This window comes from Mesorhizobium sp. M1403, assembly GCF_040317695.1.
Lineage (GTDB): Bacteria > Pseudomonadota > Alphaproteobacteria > Rhizobiales > Rhizobiaceae > Mesorhizobium.
In genome coordinates, this window is record NZ_JAMYKY010000002.1 from 167,277 (window position 1) to 193,018 (window position 25,742).

Sequence of the window (25,742 nt, forward strand, 5' to 3'; positions counted from 1 at the left end):
GATCTTCATGAAAACCACAACAAAGGCTTTGGCGACATTTGCGGTACTGGCTGCCGGACTGATGAGTGGCGCAGCAAGCGCAGACGACATCAAGATCGGCTACATCAACAAGATGGGAGACCATCCATGGTTTGTCGCCGAAGTCGGCGGCGCCAAGAAAGCGGCCGAGGCGGCAGGGGCTGCGTTCGTGTCGCAGGACGTTCAGTTCGACGCCAATTTAACGATCACGACCTTCGATACGATGGTCGGCGATGGCGTAAAAGGCATCGCCATTGTCGTCCCCGACAAGGCGCTGGGACCGGTCATCGCCGAGAAAGCAAAGGCCGCAAAAATTCCCTTGGTGGCGGTCGATGACGACATCTACTACGAGGACGGCACTCAGGTCCCCTATGTCGGCATGAATGCCTACAACATCGGTGCGCGGGTGGGCGAAGAACTTGCCAAGCTCTACAAGGCCGACGGCTGGGCCGGCAAAGAGGTGCGCATCGCCTCGATCGAGGACCGCAAAGCGGATACCTGCATGCAGCGCAACAAGGGCGCGGAAGAAGCATTCCTGAAGGCGGTGCCCGATTTCAAGCCGGGCAATATCGTTCGCGTCCCCTACGACAATACGATGGTCAACGCCATCGACGTGATGACCACCACATTGACGGCCAATCCCAGCGTCACGAACTGGATATTCTATTCATGCAACGATGATGGCGTGCTGGGTGGTGCGCGAGCCCTGGAAAACGCCGGCTATACCGCAGACCAGGGCATGGGGATCGGCATCGACGGGAGCCGCGCTTGTGACGCTTTCGGATCCGGAAAGCCCTCGGCGTTCCGTGGTACGATGTGGCTCAATTCGGAAAATCATGGCGCGCTGGCGGTGAAGATTCTCTTGGCCTCCATCAAGGACGGAACGAAGCTTCCCGTTCAGTCCTTCACGGACCCGGAATACATCACCGCCGAAAATTTTGCGTCGGACTACAAAGCCAAGCTCTGCCACTGAACCAGATATGCGTCATGCCGCAGGGCGCATGACGCTCTTTGGGCCGGCAGTTCGTCGGCAGGCACACGGGATCGATCCTCGGGAGTGAGCTTTGATGCAATCGGATTTCTTCTCGCTCGACAGGATATCGAAGCGCTTCGGCGTCGTGCAGGCGCTCGACAATGTCTCGATTGCCTTTCGGCCAGGAGAGGTGCTCGCTCTGGTTGGCGAGAATGGCGCCGGCAAATCGACAATGATGCGAATTCTCGAGGGCGTGTTCGCACCGGACACCGGCACCGTGCTGTATGGCTCCACGCCGATCGTTTTCAGCGAACCGCGCGACAGCCACAGAGCCGGAATACGCGTCATCCATCAGGAGCCGGAGATCGTTCCGAACCTGACCGTGGCCGAGAACATTTTCGTCGGCGAACTGCCACGGCTGGCAGGCGTCCTGCTCGACTGGCATAGGCTCGAGGAGCAGACCGACAAGGTGCTTGCGACCTTCGGCATGCAGCAGGATATGCGGGCGCGTCAACTCTGCAGCACGCTCGGTCCGGCACAGCGCCAGATGATCGAAATCATGCGCGCCATACGTGCTGGCGGCCAGCTGATCGCATTCGATGAGCCGACCTCGTCGCTGACCGACGACGAAGCGCGCCGTCTGTTTTCAGTAATTCGGCGGCTGCGCGAAGAGGGCACTTCGATCGTCTACATCTCTCATAGGCTGAACGAGGTCATCGACCTTGCGGATCGCATTGTCGTTTTGCGGGACGGCCGGCTGGTCGACGATTCCCGCGCGGACGGTGCCAGCGAGCAGACCATAGCCAAACTCATGGTCGGCCGTGACATCGCCGATCTGTTTACGCGCGAGACGTGGCAATCGGGGCTACCGTTGCTGGAGGTGGCGGGCTTGACCACCGACCACGTCACCGATGTGAGCCTCAAGGTCCGCTGCGGCGAGGTGCTCGGCATTGCCGGCCTTATGGGTGCGGGTCGATCCGAGCTGGCAAAGGCGATTGTCGGCTATGATCGGCGCCTCGACGGAACCATAACGATGAGTGGCGTGCCTGTTGGCCCCAACAGTCCGCATGCAGCGATCGTGGCAGGCATCGGCTTCGCCCCCGAGGACCGCAAGCACGAGGCCCTGCTGCTGTTCCGAAGCATTCTTGACAATGCCTCGCTTTGCGTGCCCGACAAGACGTCGAGCTTCGGCTTCTTCAACCGGCGCAAGGCACTGGAGATCGTCTCACCGCTTGCAGCAAAGATGTCGATCAAGACACCTAATCTCGACGAACAGGTTTCGAAATTGTCGGGTGGCAATCAACAGAAGGTTGTTCTCGCGCGCTGGCTTGCGCGGCAGCCGATGCTTCTCATCCTCGACGAGCCGACCCGCGGCATCGACATCGGCGCCAAGGCGGAAATCTATCGCCTGATCGACGAACTCGCCGCGAGCGGCATCGGCATAATCCTGATTTCCTCGGAAATGCCGGAACTGATCGGGCTCGCCGACAGGGTGCTTGTCATGGCTGGAGGCCGGATCACGGCCGAACTTTCCCGCCCAGACATCGATGAGGCCACGATCCTGAAGCACGCCATGCCGCAATCTGTAGCATCGCTCGGAGGACAAATTCAGTGAACAGCCTTGAGCTCAGGACAGCAACAACACAAACCGGCAAAAGACGCCCTTCCTTGCGCATCGCAGAGCGCATCGGCATTCACAACATAAGCCTCCTGGTTGCTCTCGCCATTCTCGTGCTCATTTTCGGCACTCTGAGAGGCGACGTGTTCTTCTCGAGCCGAAACCTGCTGAACATCGGTCTGGGCATTACCATCCTGGGCGTCCTGGCGATGAGCCAGACCGTGGTCATCGTCGCCGGCGGGCTTGATATTGCCGTCGGCGCAATCGTCGGTCTGACCACAGTATCGACGGCAATGGCCATCCAGGCGACCGGATCGCCGGCGGCGGGCATTCTTGCCGGCCTTGTCCTGGGCGGCCTTGCCGGCCTCGTGAACGGCATCATCATCACCTACGGGCGGGTCAACGCTGTCATCGCGACTCTCGGTACGATGGCGATCTTCCGCGGCATCGCGTTCATCATGTCCGATGGGCAATCGATCGCGATTTTCAGCGACACTTTCCGCTTCATTGGGATCGGACGAATCCTCGGCCTGCCTCTGCTGATCTGGATTCTTTTGCTGACCGCGATCGTGTTCCATCTCTTCCTTGCCCGCTCGATCGTTGGCCGCAACATCTATGCCCTGGGCGGCAATCCCGTTGTTGCACGCTTCTCCGGCATCAACATCAACCGCTACCGTGTCGGCATCTACATCATGAGTGGAGTGGCGGCCGGATTGGCCGGGATTCTGTTGGCTGCCCGTACCGGCTCGGGGCAGCCCGTATCCGGATCCCAAGGCCTGGAACTCGAGGCCATCACAGCGGCCGTTCTGGGTGGCTGCGCCTTGCAGGGCGGTAAGGGCACGATCGTCGGCGCACTACTGGGCGTCGCCATCATTGGTGTCCTCAACAACGGAATGATACTGACGTCCGTGCCAACCTTCTATCAGTTGCTTGCCAAGGGCTCGCTGCTGATACTTGCTGTGGTAATTGCCGAGTACCACTTGAACAGGACATGACGATGGACACGGCGATCGCTTCGACTGGCCAAGGCAAGCAGGACATTCCTGCCGCAGATGGCGCCACGTCATCGCTCAAGGATCGCATCGCACGCGATCTCGGACAGCGAATCCTCGCCGGCTCCTACGCGCAGCACTCCGTCTTGCCGACGGAAGCTGAACTTTGCGTTATCTACGGGGCGAGCCGCACCGCGCTTCGCGATGCGCTTCTGACGCTTTCGGCGAAAGGATTGATCGAGGCACGCAAGCGGGCCGGGACGCGTGTGCGCGTGTCGAGCGACTGGAACAGGCTGGATGCACAGGTTCTGGAATGGATGCGCGATATCGAGCCCGATCTCGATTTCGTCCGCGGATTGATCGAGGCGCGGCTGATCATTGAACCCGCGGCCGCCCACCTTGCGGCCAAGATGGCGACGTCAGGCGATCTCGCAGTCATCGAAGCCGCCTATGAGGCCATGCGCATTGCTCCGCAGGACGACCTCGCTGCGTGTCTCGATGCCGACGTCAGGTTTCATACCGCCATCCTTCGTGCCAGCCGCAACCCGGTGTTCGCCAATCTCGGCAATATGCTTGCTGCCGCCCTCAGCTTCTCCTTCCGATTGACCACATCGGCCACCGCTAACTACCAGCAGACGCTGAGCGCGCATGGCGACGTGCTGGAGGCAATCCGGATGCGCAGGGCCGACGACGCTCACGATCAGATGAAGGCGCTCATCGGGATCGCGTCGAACGACCTTCTTGCAGTGGCTCGCAAAGGCCGCCATTCCGCTGCCAAGGTCGACACCGTCTGAAGCTGATGGTCGGGACGATCAAGATCAGAAGCGGAGACCTGTCCGCTGAAATCGTCCCGTCGCTGGGGGCAGGTCTTGCGAGACTCGACTATGGGCGCGTGCCGATCTTCAGGCCTTGGCCAAACGGCGGGAGCAGCAACCCGTTCGACCTTGCCTGCAACCTACTTTTGCCGTGGTCGAATCGGATCTCGGGCGGCGGATTCACATTCGACTCCAAATTCCACGAACTGCCTGCCGATGTTGCAGGCGAGCCATTTCCCATTCACGGCAATGGATTTTCGAGCGAGTGGGACATCGACAGCGTAGCGCAAGACAACGCAAAGCTGTCGCTCATCAGCAACGGACCCGGCCCATATCGATATCGCGCGGAGGTGAGTTACGCTCTGACCGGACAGGGGCTCGAGCTGAAGCTTCGCATCGTCAGTCGGGCATCGATCAGATTGCCGTTCGGGCTTGGCATCCATCCATGGTTCACGAGAACGGCACGAACCGCGCTTCATGCGCCGGCCTCGCAGGTTTGTCTCGAACTGCCCAGCCATCTCCCCGAACGGTTTGTGGATGTCAAAACCCGTCCCGATTGGGATTTCGGCGCCCCGGCCGTATTGCCGAGCGGATGGATAAACAATCTGTTTGCCGGCTGGGACGGCGTCGCTACCATATCGTGGCCGGAGCACAGTTGCAGCCTGCGGATTGAAGCTTCATCGCCCTTGAACTTCTACCTGGTCTATTCGCCATCGGACAAGAGCGACTTCTTCTGTTTTGAACCGGTCAGTCATGCGGTCGATGCTCACAATCGTGGTTCGATCGACAAATGGAATGGACTGTCGGTGCTTGGGCCTGGCGAGAGCCTGGCAGCCCGTTGCAGCTTCGCCGTCAATTAGACGGACCTCTGCGGCGCCCTCGAGTTGGCGTATGTCGGTGTCGGCCAGCATGTCCGGTTAGCCGGCTTTTCGTCCAAAGTGAGCTTGGGAAGAGGGAACTCCGGCGACCGGGAACCCGTGAGCCCGTTCGACGTTTGCCGGATGTCGCTGCGCAGTTTGTCTGCTTGACGGCACGGTACGGGCCTACTCCGAATGTACCTGGCAGATTGGATCAATGACAGATGTTGACCCAAAGGAATTCGTGCTCGCAGGCATCGTCATGAAGCGACTGGTCTTCGGCGAACAGACGGGAGGCTTGTTGAGTCTCTTCGAAAACCGAAGCGACGGGCAGGCGAAAACACCAATCCATGTTCACGCGAATGACGACGAGACAGTCTACGTCATCGAAGGGCAGTTGACCGCAATTGTGGCCGGCGAGGTCCGAACGCTCTCGCCCGGTGAGAGCATGTTTTTGAAGCGCGGCATCCCGCACCAGCTCGTGAATCCCGGCAACCAGCCCGTTCGCTACATCCTGATAGACACGCCAAGTGTGTTCGAGCAGTTCCTCGCCGAAGGTGGCCATGAACTCGGCAAGGGAGAGGTGGTCGGGCCGCCGACGCCTGCCGATATCGAGCGGCTCAAAGCAGCCGCGCCGAAATTTGGGATTACGCTTCTGCAAGACTGGCCAGCAAGAGAGTAAACGGTTTCGTGATAGCGGCTTGGATCGGCCGCTAAAGCCGATCCTTGCCCGAGAAACCACCATTGGCTAGCCATCCGCAATCCAATCCGAGAGGCTGCGGGCAAAACTTCGCGGCACGATGAGTTCGCACGCGGCCTCGCCGGTGCGCAGGAAGAGCACGGAGACATGATGGAAGGATGTCTGCACGGCGCGGCCCGGAGCGGCGGCCGGCGCGTGCCAGTCGACGGTAATGCAGCCGGACAGAAGCCTTGCGATGTCAGGGCCGGCCATTTTCAAACGAACACGACCCTCGCCGAGGGGATCAGAACAGCCGAGATCGGGGTCGACGGAAAGCGCGGGCGCTTGCGTGCCTTCGTCGAGAACCAGCCAGAGGCGGCGAGGTGCAATGCGGATGATTAGAAGCCCCTTGTGGCGAACGGTCTCTCCGACCGAAGGGGGAAGTTTCGTGCCGAGCGACGCCGAGACGCTCTTTTCGAATTGTCTCAGTGTCCCGTCCCAGCCCTCGATCTGGATAAGCGGACAATCGGCCACGGATAGGCTGAAATCCCGAGAAGAGGTCAAGCTAGCCATGCAGCCGTTCTCCCTGTGGATCGAGGAATACTGGCGAGACAATGCGGGCGCGAACTGTTTCGGCCTTCATCGGATAGACCGCCACGACCTCGCTTCCTTCTGCCGCGACATCGCCGGCAAGCAGGGCCAGCCCGACATAATGGCCGCGCTCGGGGCTGAAAGTGACGGAGGTGATGCGACCGCGCCCATGGCCATAGGGTTTCTCATCCGGCAGGAACAGGATGGCGCCGCCGCGCAGGCGTTTTCCGTCCTCGATGCATTCCAGTCCGACCAGGCGCTGCCGGTTGGGCGCGTGGAGGGCAGGGCGCCGTCGCAGGACGTCGCCGACGAAGCCGCTGCGCTTGCCGGCCATGCGGCCGAGGCCGAGATCGTCGAGCGTCGTGCGTCCATCGATTTCAGGTCCGGCGACATGGCTCTTTTCGACGCGCAGCGCACCTAGCGCCTCGACGCCGTAAGGCTTCAGGTCGAATGGTCTGCCGGCTTCGAGCAGACGGCTCCAGAGCTGTTCACCGGCAGTGGCGCCGATATAGACTTCGTAAGCGCGCTCGCCGGAATAACTGAGACGTAGGATGCGGAGCGCACGGCCCCCCCATTCGCTTTCGAGTAGTCCCATATGCGAAAGCGCCGCGTCGGAAACGTCGAGAGCGGGAAACGCTGCATTCAGGATCGCGCGGCTGTTAGGCCCGGCAACCGACATCGCCGCCCATTCGTCGCTGACCGAAGTGACGGCCACGCGCAAATCCGGCCAGGCCGTGTCGAGCAGGAATTCGAGACGCGACAGCACATCGGCGGCCTTGGCGGTCGAAGTGGTCATGAAGAACCGGTTTTCCGCCAGCCGCGTCGTGGTGCCGTCGTCGAAGACGATGCCGTCGTCGCGCAGCATGACGCCGTAGCGGGCGCGGCCGACCGCCAGCTTGGCAAAGCCGTTGGCGTAGACGCGGTCGAGGAAGATTGCCGCATCCGGGCCTTGGACGTCGATCTTGCCGAGCGTGGAGATGTCCATCAGCCCCGCGGCCTGACGTACATTCCGCATTTCGGCGACATAGGCTTCATTCACGTCATGTCCGGACTGCCGGTAGAAATAGGGCCGCATCCAGAGCCCCACCTCGAGCATCTCGGCGCCGTTGGCCATGTGCCAGTCGTGCATTGGCGTGCGGCGGATCGACTTGAAATGATGGCCGATGGCGCGCCCGGCAAGCGCCCCGATGGCAACCGGCGTATAGGGCGGGCGGAAGGTCGTGACGCCGGTCTCGGGAATCGTTGCGTTGCGCAGCGCCGCCATCGCGGCAAGCGCCGGAAAATTGCTGGTCTTGCCTTGATCGGTACCCATGCCGAGCGTGGTGTAGCGCTTCAGATGCTCGACCGATTCATAGCCCTCGCGATGGGCGAGTTCGATATCCCTCGTCGTCACATCCATCTGAAAATCGACGAAGGCTTTTCCATGTGCGACGGAAGGCGCTTCGCGAAGTAGCGTCGTGGCGGTGTCGCCGAGATCGAGTTTGGCCGGAGCGGGAACCGGCGCCGACTTGCCGCCGGAGGCTGCCGCGTCGATGCCGGCGCGATGACCGTCCTCGATGGCATCGGCAGTTGCATAGGCCCCAATCATCGCGCCGGCACCTAGCCGGCCGGCCGGAAACGCGCCCGGCACGAAGCCGCCGATATCGTCGCGATAGACAGGTTTGACACCGAGGTGCGAGGTGAGATGCACGGTTGGCGACCAGCCGCCGGACACGCAGACGAGGTCGCAGGCGGCCGAGGACTGGCCCTCCGGCCCGTTGAGCGTTACGTGCCTGACGGCATGGCCGCCGCGCAGGTCGACGATCCGCGTCCCGGCCCGTATCATTACGCCGAGCCGTGCGGCTTCCGCGGCAAGTGCTGCGGGCGGGACTGCGCGCAGATCCGCAACCGTCACCTCCGCGCCGGCTGCGGCATAGTCGAAGGCGGTGCGCCAGGCACCGTCATTGGTGGTGGCGACAATGATTTTCTTGCCCGGCAGGACAGCGAAACGGTTGAGATAGGTCCGGGCGGCTGAGGCAAGCAGGACGCCGGGCCGGTCATTGTTCGAGAACACCATCGGTCGCTCGATGGCGCCAGTGGCGAAAACGATCGAGCGGGCGCGCAGCATGGTGACCGTTTGCCGCGCCTCGCCGTTCGGCTTCGGACCGGTTGGATCGCGCTGTTCGACCAGCCCGATGACATTGCCGTCATAGCTGCCGAAAGCGGTTGTCCGCTTCATCAGCACGACGGTTTCGAAGCCCTTCAACTCGGCCTCGGCCTGCCTCAACCATGCGGCCGCTGCGCTGTCGGACGGTTCCGCCAGAAGCTGGCCGCCAAGCAGGAAATCCTGCTCGATCAGCGCGACCCGCGCCCCGGCCGCGGCGGCTGCCCGCGCTGCTGACAATCCCGCCGGGCCGCCGCCGACAATTGCGACATCGGCGAAAGCATGACGAACCTCGTAGCGGTCGGGATCCGGGCCGGTGCCGGCTCTGCCCAGACCGGCCGCCTTGCGGATAAAGTGCTCGTAGAACATCCAGGCGCGGCGCGTCGGGCCCATGAAGGTCTTGTAGTAGAAGCCGGCGGACAGAAACGGCGCCAACAGCCCGTTGACGCTTTGTACGTCGAAGGCCAGCGATGGCCAGCGATTCTGGCTTTCCACGTCCATGCTGTTGGCGAGTTCCAGTGTCGTCGCCGGCAGGTTCGGCTCGCGCCTGCCTGCGATCCCGAGCGTAACCAGCGCATTCGGTTCCTCCGGCCCGGCGGAAAAGATGCCGCGCGGGCGATGATATTTGAAGCTGCGCCCGACGAGAGTGACGCCGTTGGCGAGCAGCGCGGAGGCAAGGGTGTCGCCGCGATATCCAATCAGCTTGCGGCCGTCGAAGGTGAAATCGAGCGGCACCTCGCGACTGATACGGCCACCCACCGGCAGGCGTTTGCGGTTCGAACTCATGCCGGTGATTTCCTGAGAGTTGATTTCCTGGCGAAGTCGACTGATGCGACGGCATGGTTGCGGGTGTCGCGTTCGACCACCAGCCATTGCCGGCAACCGGTCACGTGCTGCCAGTATTCACGGTGCGGGCCGGCCGGGTTTGTCCTGATATAGACGTAACGGTACCAGGCCTCCGGATCGGGATCGTCATGGGCCGGACGCGTGACCGAGGCATCGCCGCCGTAGCGGAACTCGTCATGGTCGCGCGGGCCGCAGCAGGGGCATTCGATGCGCAGCATTTTGTTCCGCCTCCTATTGCAGCCAAGCGGAAGGGCCGACGCCGGCCTCATCGAGCGTGTGGCCGGTGCGGAAACGATCGAGCCCGTAGGCCGCGATCAAGGGATGCGGCTTGCCGGTGGCGATCGTGTGGGCGAAGCACCAGCCGGAAGCTGGCGTTGCCTTGAAGCCGCCATAGCACCAGCCGCCGTTGAGATAGACGCCGTCGATCGGCGTCGGGCAGATGATCGGGCTGGCATCGGGGGTCATGTCCATGACGCCGCCCCAGTGGCGCAGCAGGCGGACGCGCGAAATGCACGGCATCAATGCAATCGCCGCCTCCGCCACCTCGCGCACGACGCCGAGATTGCCGCGCTGGGCGTAGGAATTGTAGCCGTCGAGATTGCCGCCGAAGACCAACCCGCCCTTGTCGGACTGGCTGACATAGAAGTGGTCGGCGCCATAGGCGACGACGTGATCTACCAGCGGCTTCAGCGGTTCGGTGACAAAGGCTTGCAGGACGTGGCTTTCGATCGGCAGTTCAAGGCCGGCCTTGGCACCGAGCACGGATGTATGCCCGGCAACAGCGAGGCCGACCTTGCCGGCGCCGATCCGGCCTTTCGTCGTTTCGACGCCGACGATACTGTCGCCGTCGCGGAGGAAGCCTGTCACCTCGCAGTTCTGGATGATGTCGACGCCATGGCTATCGGCGGCGCGCGCATAGCCCCAGGCGACGGCGTCGTGGCGTGCCGTGCCCGCCCGGCCCTGGAAGATGGCGCCATGGATCGGGAAGCGGGCAGTGTCGGAAAAATCGAGATAGGGCACCAGCCGGCGCACCTCTTCGCGGTTGAGGATATCGGCATCGATGCCGTTCAGCCGCATGACGTTGGCGCGGTGGCTGAAACCGTCGAGCTGATCGGCCGAATGCGCTGTGACGAGCTGGCCGCGCTGGGAGAACATGACGTTGAAATTCAGCACCCGCGACATGGTCTCCCAGAGCTTCATCGAGAATTCGTAGAACTGGGTGTTGCCGTCGAGCAGGTAGTTGGAGCGGATGACGGTGGTGTTGCGGCCGACATTGCCGCCGCCGACATAGCCCTTTTCGAGCACCGCGACGTTGCGGATACCGTGGTTATCGGCAAGGTAGAAGGCGGTGGCGAGGCCGTGTCCACCGCCGCCGATGACGATCACGTCATAGGACGGTTTTGGCTCCGCCGCCCGCCAGGCGCGCTGCCAATTCTTCTGGCCAGACAGCGCGTTGCGGAAAATCGAGAGTGCCGAGTAGCGCGCCATACGTGCGGGCCTATCGAACGATCGGGCCGGCCGGCGTGCGGGTGAGCACTTCAGCACCCGCGTCGGTCAAAAGCACCGTGTTGGAGACGAAGTCATCGCCGCGACTGGTTCCCATCAGCCACGACAGGATGTGGAAGCTCATCCCGGTCTCGATCTCAAGGTCGGAATCGTGCCTCAAGCCGGTCACCGAATTGCCGCCGGTCCATGATGGCGGCTGGCCAGCGCCAACTAGGTAACCGCAGTGATGGCGGCGATAGTGGGAAAGACCGGCCTCGTCGGCGACGGCCTGCCAGGCGGCGTAGACATCGCGCGCCTTGGCGCCCGGCCGCAGCGCCTCGACGACAGCGTTGAACGCCTTGGCGGTCAGCGTCGCCATTGTGGCGTCTTCGTCGCTGATGTGGCCGATGCGAACGAGCCGGCCGAGCGGCGCGTGGTAGCGTGAGATGCAGCCGGACAGTTCGACGAAGACCGGCTCGCCCTTGCGGTAGATACCGTCGCCCCAGGTCGTGTGCTCTTCACCGAGGCGCGCGGCCGGGCGGATGAACGGTCCGAAGCCCGGCGCATGACCGCCGGCGCGGATCATTGCCGCAACACATTGGGCGGCGACCTCCTGTTCGGAAGCGCCATCCGAGATCGCGGCGATCGCGGCACCGGCGGCGGCGTCCGTCACCTTTGCGGCGCGCCGCATCAGCACCTGTTCCTCGGCGCTCTTCACCCGCCGCATCTTGTCGATCAGACCGGAGACGTCGCTCCACTTGGCATCCGCTTGCATCTGGAGTGCTACGGCAAGTCCATGGCTAAGGCCGGCCGTCCAGTATTCGAGGCCGATCCGCTTGCTGGACAGGCCGAGCTCCGCAAGCACCCGCGCCGCAAGGTCGGCCGCGGTTTCGCTGTCGGAGTGGCCACGGAATTCCGCTGCCTTCACCTGCTTCTCGATCGTTACCTTTTCCATCGAGCGGGTGACCAGGACAGGTTTTCCCTGGAGCGGGACGATCAGCAGGTGAGGGGCAAAATACCCCCAGTGATCGAGCCCGATGAGATAGAAGACGTTCTCCGGCGAGGCGAAGACCGCCGCGTCGAGCTCACGCTCGGCCAGTGTAGTACGGACCTTGGCCAGGCGGCCGGCGATTTCGGCTTCGGAAAAGGGATTACGGTCCATCGGGCGTCCTCGTGCTTGTTGCCGGCTTGGTGGCAGGCATGGTCTTTTCGGCAGCCGGCTTCCCGGCCGCCATGTCAATCGATAACGATGAGTTCGCGCGCCACATCGCAGAGGCGTTCGCCGCCGCGTTCCGTGACGACGAACGATTCCGAGATGGCGATGCCGAAATCGTCGAGCCAAACGCCGGCCATGAAATGGAAGCACATCCCAGGCTGCATCTCGGTGGTGTCGCCGGGACGAAGGCTTGCGGTGCGTTCACCCCAATCGGGCGGGTATGCGAGCCCGACCGGATAGCCGACGCGGCTTTCCTTCTTCAGTCCGTTCCTCCGCAGGACTGCCTGCCAGACGGCTTCCACCTCTTCGGCGGTGTTGCCGGGGCGCGCCTTCTCGAGGCCAGCGTCGACGCCCTCGACGATCGCCTTGGCCATGTCGAGGATGGCTTGCCGCGGCTTGCCGAAATGTACCGTCCGGGTCAGGGCTGCATGATAGCGGCGGCGCACGCCGGCGATCTCCAGAATGGCGAGGCCGCTGTCCGGCAGCGGCGCGTCGGACCACGTCAGATGCGGCGTGCTGGTGCCTTCGCCAACGGGCATCAGCGGACAGATCGCGGCATAGTCGCCGCCCGCTCCGGGCACGCCCATGATCTGTGCGTGATAGATTTCCGCAATGACATGGTTCTGAGGCACACCGGGTCGCATTTTCTCGATGGCGCGGTTCATTGCATGCGTGCAGATCGCACCCGCCTCGCGGATCAGCACCAGCTCGGCTTCGGATTTCACCAGCCGCGCCCAATTGACGAGATCGTGGTTGTTGGCGAAGTGCGCGTCGGGGAGCCCCTCGACAAGGTGGGCGTGGCAGCGCGCAGTGTAATAATGCGCGTCCATCTCGACGCCGATGCGGGCCTTTCCCCAGCCGCGCGACCGGATCAGTTGCGCGAGTTCGTCATATGGGTGTTCGACCGGCTGCTGCACCAGCCGTTCCGAGAACGGCACGATGTTTGTCTCGGGCAGGCCGGTGGTTAGGCGTGCGCTCTTGGCATCCTGCGCCCTGCCGAACCAGATCGGCCGGTCCTCCTCCAGATGGACGAGCACGCACTGCGGAACGTAGAACGACCATCCGTCATAGCCGGTCAGCCAGCACATGTTGGCTGGATCCTGACAGACGACGAGATCGAAGCCGGCTTTTTGCATGCGTGTCTTCACGCCGGCCAGGCGCTGCCCATACTCCGCTTGCGTGAATGTCCCGAACTCGTTCGCGGTCGCCACCGAAGTCCTGCCTTCTGGGTACGCTGTTGCCCTCTTGTAAATGGGCAAACCAGGCGAAATTGTGCACAACTCGACGTCAAGTTTGTTGGACAACTACGAATTGGCGCCGAATTTACACGGTTTCTATATCTCTGCTTGCGAAATGTCTAGGGCAGTTGTATACGTCTGATCAAGCAGGCGTCGACCTCGAAGAAGGCCGCGCCCTGGGAACCATCCACAGTTGTTCAATGGGAGAAAAGCATGCTCAAATCATCGATATCGCGCCGCATGGTCGTGAAAGCGGCTGCCTGCATCGCGCTCGCCGCGACGTCATTGACGTCGCTGTCCGCTCACGCGGAAACCACCCTCGAACGGGCCAAGAAGGACGGCTACATCCGCGTCGGTTTCGCCAACGAGGCGCCGTTCGGTTACGCCACGCCAGACGGCAAGCTGACCGGCGAAGCGCCGGAAGTCGCCAAGGCGGTGCTCGCCAAGATGGGCATACCGCAGGTCGACGGTGTTTTGACCGAATTCGGCTCGCTCATTCCGGGTCTCAAGGCCGGCCGCTTCGACATCATCGCCGCCGGCATGTTCATCACTCCGAAGCGCTGCGCTGAGATCAACTACTCCGAGCCGTCCTACGGCATCGGCGAGGCTATGCTGGTGGCAAAAGGCAATCCGAAAGGCATCAAGGATTTTTCCAGCATCAAGGACAATCCGGATCTCAAGCTTGCCGTGATGGCCGGCGCCGTCGAAGGCGGCTTCGCCAAGGAAGCGGGCGTTGCCGGTGGGCAGATCGTCTCCTTGCCCGACCAGTCCAGCCTGGTCGCCGCCGTCCAGTCGGGCCGCGCCGACGCTGCCGCACTGACCGCTCTTTCGATCGCCGACATGGCCAAGAAGGCCGACGGCGTCGAATCGACCAAGCCCTTCGGCGAGGTCGCCGGCAAGTCGGTGAAAGGTCATGGCGGCTTCGGCTTCCGCAAGGAAGACACCGACCTGCAGGAGGCGTTCAACGCCGAGCTGAAGAAGTTCCTCGGTTCGCCGGAGCATATCGCGCTGGTCGAGCCACTCGGCTTCGGCAAGGACTATCTCCCCAACAAGACCACCGCAGAGCTCTGCGTTGGCAAATAGGTTCCCAACTGCTGGCGGCGCGAAAGCGCCGCCCTTTTTCCCCGGGGGAATCGCATGGGTATCCGTACGCTCGTTGCCATGCTGGTCATCGCGCTCGTCGTGATCGGCGCCTTGGCAACACAGGAAAGCTACCGAGTGTTCATGCCGGGGCTGCTGCAAGGCGCGGTCCTGACAGTCGAGATCGCCGTCCTCGGCAGCCTGCTCGCAATTATCATGGGCGTGCTTGCAGCACTTGCAAGGATGTACGGCCCGACGCCGCTCAGATGGCTGGCCACGGTTTACGTCGAGATCTTCCGCGGAACGTCGGCACTGGTGCAATTGTTCTGGCTGTTTTTCGTGCTCCCGCAATTCGGCGTCACGATCAACGCGTTCGTTGTGGCGGTGCTCGCACTCGGCCTGAATGTCGGCGCCTACGGATCGGAGTGCGTGCGCGGCGCGATCCTGTCCGTCGCCCGCGGGCAGTGGGAAGCATGTACGGCATTGAACATGAGCCGCCCACAGATGTTGCGCCGGATCATCCTGCCGCAGGCCTTTGTCGCGATGATCCCGCCCTGGGGCAATCTGTTCATCGAGCTTCTGAAATCGACAGCGCTGGTTTCGCTGATCACGCTTTCGGACCTCGCCTTCAAGGCGCAGCAAATGAACCAGAACACGTTCAAGACCATTCCGATCTTCACCCTCGTCCTTTTGATGTACCTGGCAATGTCGCTGGTTGTGACCATCGGCATGCGGCTTCTCGAAAGGCGGGCGTCGCTCGGACTGGCGCGGGGGAAGGCGGCATGATCTGGGATTGGGGATTTGCCCTGGAAATCCTGCCGGTGCTCGCCCGCGCCGCCATCATTTCCATCGAGGCGACGCTGATCGGTTTTGCGCTTGCGGCCTCGCTCGGCCTGGTGCTGGCGGTCGTCCGCATCGCCGTGCCATGGACCAGCTGGACGATTTCGGTGCTGGTCGAGCTGATCCGCTCGACCCCGCTGCTCATCCAGATATTCTTTCTCTATTTCGTCTTTCCGAAATTCGGTGTCGTGCTCGACGCCTTCACCGCCGGGGTGCTGGCCATCGGTATCCACTACGCCGCCTATTGCTCCGAGGTTTATCGCGCCGGTTTCGACAACATCCATCGCGGCCAGTGGGAAGCCTCGATCGCGCTCAATCTCTCGTCCTGGACGACGTTTCGCGACATCATCATCCCGCAGGCGATCCCGCCGATCGTTCCGGCGCTCGGCAATTATCTGGTGGCCTTGTTCAAGGAGACGCCGTTGCTTTCCGCAATCGCCGTGATGGAACTGATGCAGACTGCCAAGATCATCGGCTCCGAAACGTTCCGCTACACCGAGCCGATCACGCTGGTCGGCCTGTTTTTCCTTGCCATGAGCCTGGTTTCGGCGGCGCTCATCCGCTCCCTCGAAGGGCTGCTCAACCGGAGGACCACGCGATGACGGAACAACCGATGGTCCGCTTCGACAATGTATCGAAACGCTACGGCACGTTAACCGTTCTCGACGGGCTCAATCTCGAAATAGCGCGCGGCGAAAAAGTCTCCGTCATCGGTCCGTCGGGTTCGGGCAAGACGACGGTGTTGCGCATGCTGATGACGCTGGAAACGATCAATGACGGCGTCATCTGGGTCGAAGGCGAGCCGCTGACCCATATGGAGAGGAACGGCAAGCTTGTTCCCGCCGATCTCGCCCATATCCGTAAAATCCGCGCCAAGATCGGCATGGTGTTCCAGTCGTTCAACCTGTTTCCGCATATGACGGCGATGCAGAACTGCATCGAGGCGCCGATAACGGTGCTCGGCATGAAGCGGGCGGACGCCGAGGCAAGAGCGGCGGAGCTGCTGGAGCTGGTCGGTCTGGCCCAGAAGAAGGACCACTATCCGTCACAGCTTTCCGGCGGCCAGCAGCAGCGTGTCGCCATCGCCAGGGCGCTTGCCATGCGGCCCAAGATCATGCTGTTCGACGAGGTGACGTCTGCGCTCGACCCGGAGCTTGTCGGCGAAGTGCTGCAGGTGATAAGGCAGATCGGCCGCGAGCATGATCTAACCATGCTGATGGTCACCCACCAGATGGGCTTCGCCAAGGAGTTTTCCGACCGCGTTTGCTTCTTCTATCAAGGCAAGATCTGCGAGCAGGGGCCGCCAAGCGAACTGTTTGGTGCTCCCAAGAACGAGCGGACACGGCAATTCCTGCACGCTGTCCTGGAGGCCGGGTGACGATCGAGACAAAGGCCAAGCCGCCCACGACGGTGACCGCCGCGCCGCCGCGCCCGCTCTCCGCGCGAGAGCGGTTCGAGCGCATCTACCGGATATTGCGCGACCGCATCTGTCTGCTCGTCTATGCGCCGGGAAGCCGTCTGTCCGAGGAAGAACTTGCCCAGGAATTCGAGATCAGCCGCACGCCGGTCCGGCGTGTCCTGGCGCGCCTTGAATCCGAGGGTCTGGTTCAATCCGTCCACGGCGTCGGCACGATCGTCACCGACGTCGATATCGAGGAATTGCAGCAGGTCTATCATTTGCGCCTGGAGCTGGCGCTCCTCGTCGGCAAGCTTTCACCGATCCCGCGCACGGCGGACGACCTCGACCGGATACGGGCGCTCATCGCGCGCTGCGATGCCGATATACTCAATCCCGACCAGCGCGCTTTCCTGCGCCTCAACATGGACTTTTTTTACGAGCTCACGGCGATGACCGGCAACCAGCCACTGCGCGAGATCAGCGAGCGCCTGTATTTTCAGGTTGCGCGCGTCGTCCTGAAGCTGATGCCGCAATTGGGCCTTGTCGAGGAATTCACCGCGTTCCGCCGCGAAATGGAAGAGGTCCTTGCCGCCGCCGAGATCGGCGACTGGGAGTCCATAGGGCACATAAGGCGGGCGCATATCTCAATGAGCTTCCGCCGCATGATGCGCCATGCAGGCGAGGCGAATCTGGATAAAGCTACACAATCAGCCCCTTAAGACTGGTGGACTGCCGTCGAGCTGGCTTCGTTTGCCAGGGAAAGCATGGCCGCCCGCCCCGATGCCGACAGAATTTGCCAGCACTGGGGATGACTAACGCCGTTCGATACTGCAGGTCCGCGCCGCCCTAAAGAGGATCCTCACTCGGTATGTTGGCGGGGTTCCAGACGACCTCCCACAGGTGTCCGTTCGGGTCGCGGAAGTATCCGGCATACCCGCCAAAGAACGTGTCCCGGGCAGGCCTGATGATCTCGGCTCCGGCACGGGCGGCCTCATCCATCACTTGATCGACTTCCTCGCGGCGCACAACGTTGTGGCCGATTGTGAACGAGGTCGAACTGATCGGCGCTTTGGGCAGGCCGGTGTCGTAGGCGAGGTCGTCCTGAGCCCAGATCGCGAGCTTCAACCCGCCGGACAGCGTGAAGAACGCGACGGCGCCATGCTCGAATTCGCGGCCGATGATCCCTTCCGTCGGCAAGCCGAGGCCGTCGCGGTAGAACACGAGGCAACTCTCGAGGTTGGCGACAGCGATCGTCAAAACCGAAATGCGCGGTTTCATGGCAGTCTCCTCTGGTTGTCGGAGACACCAGGATAAAGTCGGGCGACAGTGAAGACTTGAACAAAACGGCCAAAAGCGTGCCGCCAAGTCGAAGAACGCGCCGAGGTTTCACTCGCCGTGCAGCAGGTGATGAATCTGTCGCGGGGTGCTTCCTGTCAGGCGTCGGCTCTCGCGAACAAGATGCGCCTGGTCGGAATAGCCCGCCTCGGCTGCCAGGATGGCCGTAGTGCTGTTCGATTGGTTCGAAAGCCGCAGAAAGCGCTGGTAGCGGAGGATACGTTCAAGCGTCTTGGGGCCATAGCCGAAGCTCTCGTCGAAGCGCCGGCGCAACGTCCTTTCGCTCATCTCGAGGGCGCGCATCAACCAAGGGACGAGAGGCGCGTCGGGTGGCGGAGCGCGCTCGATCAAGCGATATGCCGCCTGCATGGGAACGTCTGGGGCGTCGGAGGCCATCTCCTCGGCGACGACCTGTTGGAGCGAGCAGGCCAGATCTTCGAGATTGTCGCTGGCGCGCACGCGGCTGGCGAGGCGCCGAGCTCGCGCTCCCCACAAATCGTCGAGCGACAGCCGCTGACCGACCAGCTCGATTTGCGGCACGCCGAGCCATGCCGCCGCCGTGGCAGGATGGAAGCGCAAGCCGATCACGACCTCGTCCGCCGCTAGAACCTCGGTCTGCGGCTCCTTGTCAGGTCCGGCAATTCGGAAGCTGCCTCCGATCCATTGCAGATCGATCGTTGCGTCGGGCATGACGACGATTGGCGGTGAGCCCGCCGGGTCCATTCGATGCACCCACACCGAAGCGAAGGTCCCGCGAAGCCGCGCCGACACTGGACGTTGCTGAAATGTGCCCGTTGCCTGCGCTGGGACGGGATCGCTCATCTCGCTCCCCTTCGGATTAGCGGCGGTGAACCTACGGCGCAGCGGCTGCGCCCGGCCGTCGCTCGAGACAACAATCTGCACGACCGACAACGTCTGCCAATCGAGAACGGTTGCAAGAATCGGTTGTTTTCTTCCGGCCGGAACGAAGAGGGCAGATGAGGGGTGATGTCACGTGCATCGCCATCGGCAGCGCCGTTTGCTGCTCATACGTCGATGGCCGTTTTGTTCAATCCGGCAAGCGAGATGCGTGCTTATCTTTCGGTGTCGTACATCACACGAGAGGTATGCGTCATGAGCAACAACAACGACCAACGGATCGACTACGTCGAATTCAACGTGAAAGACATTCAGTGGTCACGCGACTTCTACGGAAAGGCCTTCGGCTGGACCTTCACTGACTACGGCCCGCAATATTGCGAGTTCAACGACGGGCGCTTGTCAGGCGGCTTTGCGGCTGGCCCAGCGAGGTCCGGAGGAGGCCCGCTCGTCATTCTCTATGCCGATGATTTGCCGGCAACGGTCAAGCGTGTCGAGCAAGCGGGAGGCAAGATCGTCAGGCCGATTTATGGGTTCCCCGGCGGCCGGCGCTTTCATTTTGCGGACCCGGACGGTTACGAGCTAGCGGTTTACACCGAAGACGGCACCAAGGAATGATCGCGGTCCTCCACCACCTCGGACTGGTTTTGCTCGGCGGCGTCTTTATCTGGGCAGGCGCCGAGCATTTCCTCAGATTCCGGGCGATTGCAGCGTCCCTGGCCGAACGGGGCTTTCCTGCTCCCAAGCCTCTTCTCGCGGCCGGATCGGTGCTTGAGATCGGCGGCGGCTTTTGCCTCGCAACGGGCCTTGGTGGACCCTTTCCCGCCGCAGCTTTGGCAGTCTTCACCATCGCGGCGTCTTTCATGGCGCTCAATTTCTGGCGCTACAGCGGCTATGAACGCGAAGCCCTTCGTACCGGCTTCACCATCAATGTTGCCGTCTTGGGCGGGTTGATTGTCGCCGCGACCACTAGCCTGTGATCATCGTTTCGAGGCGGCGGCTTCGTCTTCATCTGCCATCAGCCGCCGGTCGTTGGCGATCCGTGTCTTTGCAGCATTCGCCTATCGCTGCCAGAAGGGCAGCTTGGCGATCTCTTCCTCGGCCTGTCGTCTCGTCAGACCGATATCGTCGATCAGATGGGGATTGGTCTCCGCCAATCGCTTGAGGTCCCAGCGAAAGCGTGTCGGCTCGCGCCAGGCCGCGATAATGTTTCGCAGCGTCGCCAGGCTGTGGTGCCGACGCGACACTTCCGCCAGCCGAGCTGCCTTATGCTGGCCCGAGGCAAAGGTAGGAATATCGTTCATGGCAAACCTCCATATGGTTTGAGGTCCAATACGATTTGGGAGGACCCTCGACCTGAAAGAGGAGGAATTCTGCAGGATACGAACAGCGCCGTAATTAAGCTCTCCCAAATAGTTCTCAAAACTTCCAAACGGGTTATAGATGCGCCGTATGCAGGGATCGCGCTTTGCCTTTGGACCGTTCGCGCTTGATCCGGGCGCGGGAACGCTCCTCCGGAACGGTGTCCCCGTTGCCGTTGGCTACCGCGGGCTAAAGCTGCTTGCGGCGCTCGTCGGACGGTCCGGCGAAATCCTGAGCAAGGCTGAGTTGATGGACGCGACGTGGCCGGGCACCGCCGTCGAGGAGGGCAACCTTACCGTCCAGATAGCGCTGCTGCGGAAGCTGCTTGGTCCGGCCGCCGACGGCGGTGAATGGATCGTCACGGTTCCGCGCATCGGCTACCGCTTCACGGGCGCCGTCGAACAGCTCGGCGGCGCCAAGCGAAAACCTTTGCCACTGCCCGGCAAACCATCGATAGCCGTGCTGCCCTTCGTTAATGTCAGCAACGATCCCGAGCAGGAATCCTTCGCCGATGGGTTGACCGAAGACCTGATCACGGACCTGTCGAGGATCTCCGGCCTGTTCGTCATCGCACGCAACTCGGCCTTTGCCTACAAAGGAAAGGCGATGGACGTGCGCGGGATCGCTGGGGAACTTGGCGTGCGCTACCTGCTGGAGGGAAGCGCAAGACGCGCCGCTGGGCAGGTGCGCATCAATGCACAACTGGTCGACGCGGCGAGTGGCGATCATCTATGGGCGGAACGCTTCGATCGCAGCCTGGAAGATATTTTTGCCGTTCAGGACGAGGTCACCGGCAAGATCGTCGAGGCGCTGCTCGGCCGGCTACGCGCACCACCGCCGCGCAATCGGCCCAAAAATCTCGAGGCCTACGATCTCTGTGTGCGCGCGCGCAAGCTGATGGATGATTCGCCGCAGACGGCGCGGGAAGCGCATCTGATGCTCACCCGCGCGGTTTCGCTCGATCCGGAATATGCCGAGGCCTATCGCTGGCTTGCCATGAACCACTGGATGGGATGGGTGCATTCCGGCGGACCAACCGAAACGTCCCGTAGCGTTGCTTTGGAGCTGGCGCGCAAAGCCGTGGCGATCGATCCCAACGATGCCGGCTGCCGCTGGGTCTTGGCTTACCTGCTTGCCTACGAGCGCAGCTTCGCCGAGGCGGATGCGGAATTCGCCAAGGCCATCGAGCTCGACCCGAACGAGGCCGATGCCTGGGCGGCACTGTCCGACATCGCGATCTTGGCGGGGCAGGTCGAGGAGGGCCTTGAGCACATCCGCAAGGCCTTCCGGCTGAACCCGTTTCCGGCAAGTTGGTATTATCTGACGCTCGGGCAGGCGCAATACGCGGCCCGCGAATACGAAGCTGCTGTCGAGACACTGCGCAGGGACGAGACTTATCGTACAAGCTCACGCCGTTTCCTGGCGGCAAGCCTTGCCCAACTCGGCCGGCTCGACGAGGCGCGTGCAGAGGTCGAACTGTTCCTCGTCGGCAACCCGCATTTCACAACCCGGCACTGGGCGACGACGGAGCCATTCCGCGACGCTGGGACGCTTGAGCATTTCGTCGATGGCTTCCGCAAGGCCGGCCTTCCGGAGTGACGCGCCGGCGCCGTCGCACCGTTCGTGCGACCTATTCCTCAAAGCGACCCGTGGCGTCACGATCGCGCTCGTATCGTCTGGTGAGCGGAAACGGCGGCAACCAGGACTCGCGTCGGACGATCCAGCTTTCGTAGGTCGGCATCAGTTGGTCAGGCGCATCCAGGGATCCCAGGTTCACTTCGATTTCGTCGGCGGTGCGTCCGAAAATCGACGAGCCGCAGCGCGGACAGAAAAACCGCCCGGCATAGTCGCGTGTTTCGCCGTCGATCGTCACCGCATCCTCAGGAAATATCGCGGAAGCGTGAAAAAGGGCGCCATGATGCTTGCGGCAGTCGAGACAGTGGCAAACGCCGACCCGGTATGGGCGCCCCGACGCGACAATTCGGACGTTGCCACACAGGCACCCGCCGGTGAATCGGTCCATGCTGCGTCTCCTCCAAAATCAAGCGGCCGGAATGGTTACAACGACCGGCACTGTTGTTGCAATCGCCGCGGGCGGGGACACGTCGTTCTTCCGTGGCGATGACATTGCAGCCGCCTCTCTATGCCTTACGCGAGCTTGCCGCCGAAAATAGGCTTTGGTTTGTCATATGGAACGAAACGGCGCGTTCCATTGAGCCGCCAACTCGGCGGCCGAGGCGATCTTGACGCCGCAGTCGGCGAGTATGCGTGCGACCGTCGCTACCGGTTCGGCGTTGGACGAAGCTATTCTGCCGTCCGGAAGGAAGAGATTGTTTTCGAAGCCGACCCGGATATGGCCGCCAAGCAACGCGGCGGCGGTCACGCACGCCGCTTCGTTGCGGCCGAAGGCGCAGACGCTCCAATGGTCGAAGCGCGGCGTGTTCGCCGCGAGGAATGGCAGGAGATCGGCAGGAACGGACGTCTGTCCCGGCGTGTAGCGGCCCAGCACGTAGAGAACCGGTATGCTTGCCCAGGGGATCAGTCCGCGCTGCTGCATGTCCGAAAGCCTGACGGCCTCCTCGGGCGAATAGAGGATGATCTGCGGCGCTACTCCCTCGGTGCGCAGCCAGGCCATGAAGCGCGCGAATGCGAGCTCCGATCCGGCATCAGGAACGATTTCGCGAAGCGCCAGGGAGACAGCTTGCGGCTTCACATCTTGTACGACGGCCATCTGCTGGGCCGGCGAATAGATACCGAGTGCTTCGGAAGTGATCTGAACTACCAAGCGGTCGCCGGCGGCACCGCGGATGGCGGCGATCGCCTGGCGGTAGGCGTCGGCGTCGAGCAGATGATTGCCGCTTCTGTCGCGGACATGGACGTGGATCATAGCCGCACCGGCATCGGCGCATTCCGCGGCCGTCCGCGCAAGTTCGGCTGGTGTCAGCGGAATCGCCGGATGGTCGGCCTTGCTGCGACGTCCCCCGTTCGGCGCGACAGCTATGGCGACGCGATCGAGACCATGGGCCGGCTTCATGGAGACGCTCTGTGAGTGACAAGATTCATATGAATCAATCTTTGACCACACTGAAACAGACGTTGCAATCGCTGGTCTGGCGAGCTAGCAATATCCATGGACCAGGGAGAGCTTGCTGGACAGATCGTCAGTGCCTTCGACGGCATGTCGGCGCAGCTTCGGTCCGCCGCGCGCTATGTCCTTGATAAGCCGTATGATGTCGCGTTGTTGTCCATGCGCGAGCAGGCCCGGCACGCGGGAGTGCAGCCGGCCACGATGACGCGGCTGGCCCAGCATCTCGGCCTTGATGGCTACGAGACCGTACGCGATATCTACGCCGCCGCGATCCGGGACGGCGAAATCGGTTTTGCCGGCAAGGCGGGCCTCCAGGTGGCCAGCCAAAAGCTCAAGGGCGACCACGCGCTGGCGGCCGATATTCTGGATTCAATTTCCAGCCAGCTTGCCCATCTCGCCGAAAGCAGGTCGATCGACCGTCTGGTCGGCACGGCCAGGGCGCTGAGTGCGGCAAGGCGCGTCTATTGCCTCGGCCTGCGCTCGAGCCACGCAGTGGCCTGGCATCTGCATTACATCCTGTCGCTGATCGGCGAGAAGTCGGTGCTGCTGCACGGCATCGGCGGAACCGACGGCGACGCTCTGGCCCACGCGACCAAGGACGACGTGCTTGTCGCCGCCAGCGTCCTGCCCTACACGCGCTTCACCATCGAGCTTGTCGAGTATGCTGCCGGCCGCGGCGTACCGGTCATTGCGATCACCGACAGCGGGGTAGCGCCCTTGGCGCTGCTTGCCGATCACCTGGTCATCGTGCCGACGGGCAGCCCGTCCTTTTTCCACACCATGACGCCAGCTTTCATCGTTGCGGAGGTCCTCGGCGCTCTTGTCGCAGGGCAGGCAGGCGAGGGCGCCGTTGAGTCGCTGCGACGTTTCGATGAGCAGGGCGCCGCCCTCAAGACCCATCTCAACCAACGTCCGCCGAAGAAAATGCCCATGAGGGACCGTCGATGACACACATTCTTCATCGAACCATCCACTCGACGCTGCCGGTCGCCATTCGCGGCCAAGGCATCGAACTGTTCGATGCCGAGGGCAAGTCCTATATCGACGCGTCGGGCGGCGCCGCCGTGTCCTGTCTCGGCCACGGTCATCCCGACGTGATCGCTGCACTGCACACCCAGCTTGACCGTATCGCCTACGCCCACACCAGCTTCTTCACCACCGAGGTGGCGGAGCGCTTGGCAGATCGGCTGGTCGAGGACGCGCCGGAAGGGTTGGACCATGTCTATCTGGTCAGCGGCGGCTCGGAGGCGGTCGAGGCCGCGCTCAAGATGGCCAGGCAATATTTTGTCGAGAAAGGCGAACCGCAACGGCGCCATCTCATCGCACGCCGGCAGAGTTATCACGGCAATACGCTCGGTGCTCTCGCCACCGGCGGCAATGAATGGCGGCGCGCCCAATTCAGGCCGTTGCTGATCGAGACCCATCACATCGACCCCTGTTATGCCTATCGCTATCAAAAGCATGGCGAAAGCGACGAAGCCTATGCGGTGCGCGCCGCCCAGCAGCTCGAAGACAAGATCCTCGAACTCGGCCCGGACGAGGTCATCGCCTTTGTCGCCGAGCCGGTGGTGGGTGCCACACTCGGCGCCGTGCCGCCGGTTGCCGCTTATTTCAAGCACATTCGCGCGATCTGCGACCGCTACGGCGTGCTGCTCATCCTCGACGAAGTGATGTGCGGCATGGGCCGTACCGGCACGCTGCATGCATGCGAACAGGACGGCATCACTCCCGACCTGCTGACCGTCGCCAAGGGGCTCGGCGGCGGCTACCAGCCGATTGGCGCGGTGCTGCTTGGCAGGCATATCTTCGACGCCTTTGCCCAAGGCTCGGGCTTCTTCCAGCATGGGCATACCTATATGGGGCATCCAATGGCGGCCGCGGCCGGCCTTGCCGTGCAGGAGGTCATCCGACGTGACCGTCTGCTCGACAACGTCAGCGCAATGGGCGCGCAGCTGGACGAACGCCTGCACCAACGCTTCGATAACCACCATCACGTCGGCAACATTCGCGGGCGGGGTCTGTTTAGGGGAATCGAGCTGGTGGTTGATCGCGCCACCAAGGAGCCGTTCGACCAGAGGCTTGAACTCAACGCCCGCATCAAGCGCGAAGCAATGGCCCGCGGCCTGATGATTTACCCGATGGCCGGGACGATTGACGGTGTGCGCGGCGTTCATGTGCTTGTGGCGCCGCCTTTCATCATCTCCAAACAGGATATCGATCGGATCGTCGAACGGCTCGGTGAGGCGATCGACGCTGCGATCGCTTCAGCGGCCTGACCCGCACGACGCGGATCGCCTCAACCCAATTCC

The 25,742-nt window shown here is 62.5% G+C and carries 27 protein-coding genes; 16 read left to right on the forward strand and 11 right to left on the reverse strand.

Annotated features, from left to right (window positions below; all coding sequences use genetic code 11):
• Positions 1 to 7: 7 nt before the first annotated feature.
• The 6 genes from NKH01_RS05430 (at position 8) to NKH01_RS05455 (ending at position 5,955) form a co-directional block, all read left to right on the forward strand.
• Positions 8 to 991 carry a substrate-binding domain-containing protein gene (locus NKH01_RS05430; RefSeq protein ID WP_353019352.1) on the forward strand — a complete coding sequence of 328 codons (984 nt, stop codon included), beginning with the start codon at positions 8 to 10 and terminating at the stop codon, positions 989 to 991.
• 94 nt (positions 992 to 1,085) lie between these two features.
• Positions 1,086 to 2,606, forward strand: a complete 1,521-nt coding sequence (locus NKH01_RS05435) for a sugar ABC transporter ATP-binding protein (protein ID WP_353019354.1) — start codon at positions 1,086 to 1,088, stop codon at positions 2,604 to 2,606.
• A gap of 146 nt (positions 2,607 to 2,752) precedes the next feature.
• Positions 2,753 to 3,604: an ABC transporter permease gene (locus NKH01_RS05440; RefSeq protein ID WP_352828106.1), complete on the forward strand. Its 852-nt coding sequence runs from the start codon at positions 2,753 to 2,755 to the stop codon at positions 3,602 to 3,604.
• A 2-nt stretch (positions 3,605 to 3,606) separates the two neighbouring features.
• Positions 3,607 to 4,395: a FadR/GntR family transcriptional regulator gene (locus NKH01_RS05445; RefSeq protein WP_353019357.1), complete on the forward strand. Its 789-nt coding sequence runs from the start codon at positions 3,607 to 3,609 to the stop codon at positions 4,393 to 4,395.
• A gap of 5 nt (positions 4,396 to 4,400) precedes the next feature.
• Entirely contained in the window at positions 4,401 to 5,276 is an 876-nt protein-coding gene (locus NKH01_RS05450) for an aldose 1-epimerase (RefSeq protein WP_353019359.1), read from the forward strand.
• Between the two features lie 214 nt (positions 5,277 to 5,490).
• Entirely contained in the window at positions 5,491 to 5,955 is a 465-nt protein-coding gene (locus NKH01_RS05455; RefSeq protein WP_353019361.1) for a cupin domain-containing protein, read from the forward strand.
• Between the two features lie 66 nt (positions 5,956 to 6,021).
• Here the strand turns inward: NKH01_RS05455 and NKH01_RS05460 are convergent, their stop codons facing one another.
• From NKH01_RS05460 to NKH01_RS05485, 6 genes are all read right to left on the reverse strand, one after another.
• A complete protein-coding gene (locus tag NKH01_RS05460; RefSeq protein WP_353019364.1) occupies positions 6,022 to 6,525 on the reverse strand; it encodes a sarcosine oxidase subunit gamma family protein in 504 nt (167 codons plus the stop codon).
• A complete protein-coding gene (locus tag NKH01_RS05465) occupies positions 6,518 to 9,472 on the reverse strand; it encodes a sarcosine oxidase subunit alpha family protein (protein ID WP_353019366.1) in 2,955 nt (984 codons plus the stop codon). The genes NKH01_RS05460 and NKH01_RS05465 overlap by 8 nt, the downstream gene beginning before the upstream one ends.
• Positions 9,469 to 9,750 carry a sarcosine oxidase subunit delta gene (locus NKH01_RS05470; protein WP_023717017.1) on the reverse strand — a complete coding sequence of 94 codons (282 nt, stop codon included), beginning with the start codon at positions 9,748 to 9,750 and terminating at the stop codon, positions 9,469 to 9,471. Before NKH01_RS05470 ends, NKH01_RS05465 begins: the two co-directional genes overlap by 4 nt.
• 13 nt (positions 9,751 to 9,763) lie before the next feature.
• Positions 9,764 to 11,020, reverse strand: a complete 1,257-nt coding sequence (locus NKH01_RS05475; RefSeq protein ID WP_353019369.1) for a sarcosine oxidase subunit beta family protein — start codon at positions 11,018 to 11,020, stop codon at positions 9,764 to 9,766.
• A 10-nt stretch (positions 11,021 to 11,030) separates the two neighbouring features.
• Positions 11,031 to 12,179, reverse strand: a complete 1,149-nt coding sequence (locus NKH01_RS05480) for a M24 family metallopeptidase (protein WP_353019371.1) — start codon at positions 12,177 to 12,179, stop codon at positions 11,031 to 11,033.
• A 74-nt stretch (positions 12,180 to 12,253) separates the two neighbouring features.
• Positions 12,254 to 13,444, reverse strand: a complete 1,191-nt coding sequence (locus NKH01_RS05485) for a M24 family metallopeptidase (RefSeq protein WP_023717020.1) — start codon at positions 13,442 to 13,444, stop codon at positions 12,254 to 12,256.
• Positions 13,445 to 13,684: 240 nt separating this feature from the next.
• Here NKH01_RS05485 and ehuB point away from each other — a divergent pair, with 240 nt between their 5' ends.
• The 5 genes from ehuB to NKH01_RS05510 are packed head-to-tail and all read left to right on the forward strand — an operon-like array spanning position 13,685 to position 17,509.
• Positions 13,685 to 14,554 (forward strand): ectoine/hydroxyectoine ABC transporter substrate-binding protein EhuB, encoded by an 870-nt coding sequence (gene ehuB / locus NKH01_RS05490; RefSeq protein ID WP_352813447.1) that lies wholly within the window; start codon positions 13,685 to 13,687, stop codon positions 14,552 to 14,554.
• A gap of 54 nt (positions 14,555 to 14,608) precedes the next feature.
• Positions 14,609 to 15,337, forward strand: a complete 729-nt coding sequence (gene ehuC / locus NKH01_RS05495) for an ectoine/hydroxyectoine ABC transporter permease subunit EhuC (RefSeq protein ID WP_352788277.1) — start codon at positions 14,609 to 14,611, stop codon at positions 15,335 to 15,337.
• Positions 15,334 to 15,993 (forward strand): ectoine/hydroxyectoine ABC transporter permease subunit EhuD, encoded by a 660-nt coding sequence (gene ehuD / locus NKH01_RS05500; protein WP_352547624.1) that lies wholly within the window; start codon positions 15,334 to 15,336, stop codon positions 15,991 to 15,993. The genes ehuC and ehuD overlap by 4 nt, the downstream gene beginning before the upstream one ends.
• Positions 15,990 to 16,769 (forward strand): ectoine/hydroxyectoine ABC transporter ATP-binding protein EhuA, encoded by a 780-nt coding sequence (gene ehuA, locus NKH01_RS05505; RefSeq protein WP_023717024.1) that lies wholly within the window; start codon positions 15,990 to 15,992, stop codon positions 16,767 to 16,769. Before ehuD ends, ehuA begins: the two co-directional genes overlap by 4 nt.
• A complete protein-coding gene (locus NKH01_RS05510) occupies positions 16,766 to 17,509 on the forward strand; it encodes a GntR family transcriptional regulator (protein WP_023717025.1) in 744 nt (247 codons plus the stop codon). The genes ehuA and NKH01_RS05510 overlap by 4 nt, the downstream gene beginning before the upstream one ends.
• A gap of 127 nt (positions 17,510 to 17,636) precedes the next feature.
• Here NKH01_RS05510 and NKH01_RS05515 read toward each other — a convergent pair whose 3' ends face one another.
• Together NKH01_RS05515 and NKH01_RS05520 are read right to left on the reverse strand one after the other, a co-directional pair.
• On the reverse strand, positions 17,637 to 18,068 hold the full coding sequence (locus NKH01_RS05515) for a VOC family protein (RefSeq protein WP_023717026.1): 432 nt from the start codon (positions 18,066 to 18,068) through the stop codon (positions 17,637 to 17,639).
• Positions 18,069 to 18,176: 108 nt separating this feature from the next.
• Positions 18,177 to 19,028, reverse strand: a complete 852-nt coding sequence (locus NKH01_RS05520; protein ID WP_352958680.1) for an AraC family transcriptional regulator — start codon at positions 19,026 to 19,028, stop codon at positions 18,177 to 18,179.
• Positions 19,029 to 19,238: 210 nt separating this feature from the next.
• On the opposite strand from NKH01_RS05520, the gene NKH01_RS05525 reads away from it, so the two are divergent.
• Both NKH01_RS05525 and NKH01_RS05530 read left to right on the forward strand, forming a co-directional pair.
• Positions 19,239 to 19,601, forward strand: coding sequence for a VOC family protein (locus NKH01_RS05525; RefSeq protein ID WP_353019818.1), 363 nt, complete (start codon positions 19,239 to 19,241; stop codon positions 19,599 to 19,601).
• Between the two features lie 29 nt (positions 19,602 to 19,630).
• A complete protein-coding gene (locus NKH01_RS05530) occupies positions 19,631 to 19,963 on the forward strand; it encodes a DoxX family protein (RefSeq protein ID WP_023717029.1) in 333 nt (110 codons plus the stop codon).
• A gap of 81 nt (positions 19,964 to 20,044) precedes the next feature.
• Here NKH01_RS05530 and NKH01_RS05535 read toward each other — a convergent pair whose 3' ends face one another.
• On the reverse strand, positions 20,045 to 20,287 hold the full coding sequence (locus NKH01_RS05535) for a DUF1127 domain-containing protein (protein WP_023717030.1): 243 nt from the start codon (positions 20,285 to 20,287) through the stop codon (positions 20,045 to 20,047).
• 148 nt (positions 20,288 to 20,435) lie between these two features.
• Between NKH01_RS05535 and NKH01_RS05540 the strand changes: the two genes are divergently transcribed.
• Positions 20,436 to 21,944: a winged helix-turn-helix domain-containing tetratricopeptide repeat protein gene (locus NKH01_RS05540; RefSeq protein WP_353019820.1), complete on the forward strand. Its 1,509-nt coding sequence runs from the start codon at positions 20,436 to 20,438 to the stop codon at positions 21,942 to 21,944.
• Positions 21,945 to 21,975: 31 nt separating this feature from the next.
• Here NKH01_RS05540 and NKH01_RS05545 read toward each other — a convergent pair whose 3' ends face one another.
• Both NKH01_RS05545 and NKH01_RS05550 read right to left on the reverse strand, forming a co-directional pair.
• On the reverse strand, positions 21,976 to 22,368 hold the full coding sequence (locus NKH01_RS05545; RefSeq protein ID WP_353019376.1) for a GFA family protein: 393 nt from the start codon (positions 22,366 to 22,368) through the stop codon (positions 21,976 to 21,978).
• 162 nt (positions 22,369 to 22,530) lie between these two features.
• Complete coding sequence (locus NKH01_RS05550) at positions 22,531 to 23,379, reverse strand: beta-keto acid cleavage family enzyme (RefSeq protein ID WP_353019378.1); 849 nt, start codon at positions 23,377 to 23,379, stop codon at positions 22,531 to 22,533.
• Positions 23,380 to 23,475: 96 nt separating this feature from the next.
• Here NKH01_RS05550 and NKH01_RS05555 point away from each other — a divergent pair, with 96 nt between their 5' ends.
• Entirely contained in the window at positions 23,476 to 24,381 is a 906-nt protein-coding gene (locus NKH01_RS05555) for a MurR/RpiR family transcriptional regulator (protein ID WP_352589091.1), read from the forward strand.
• The gene (locus NKH01_RS05560; RefSeq protein ID WP_023717035.1) at positions 24,378 to 25,709 is read left to right on the forward strand and encodes an aspartate aminotransferase family protein; all 1,332 of its coding nucleotides are present in this window, start codon (positions 24,378 to 24,380) and stop codon (positions 25,707 to 25,709) included. The genes NKH01_RS05555 and NKH01_RS05560 overlap by 4 nt, the downstream gene beginning before the upstream one ends.
• The last annotated feature ends 33 nt before the right edge of the window (positions 25,710 to 25,742 follow it).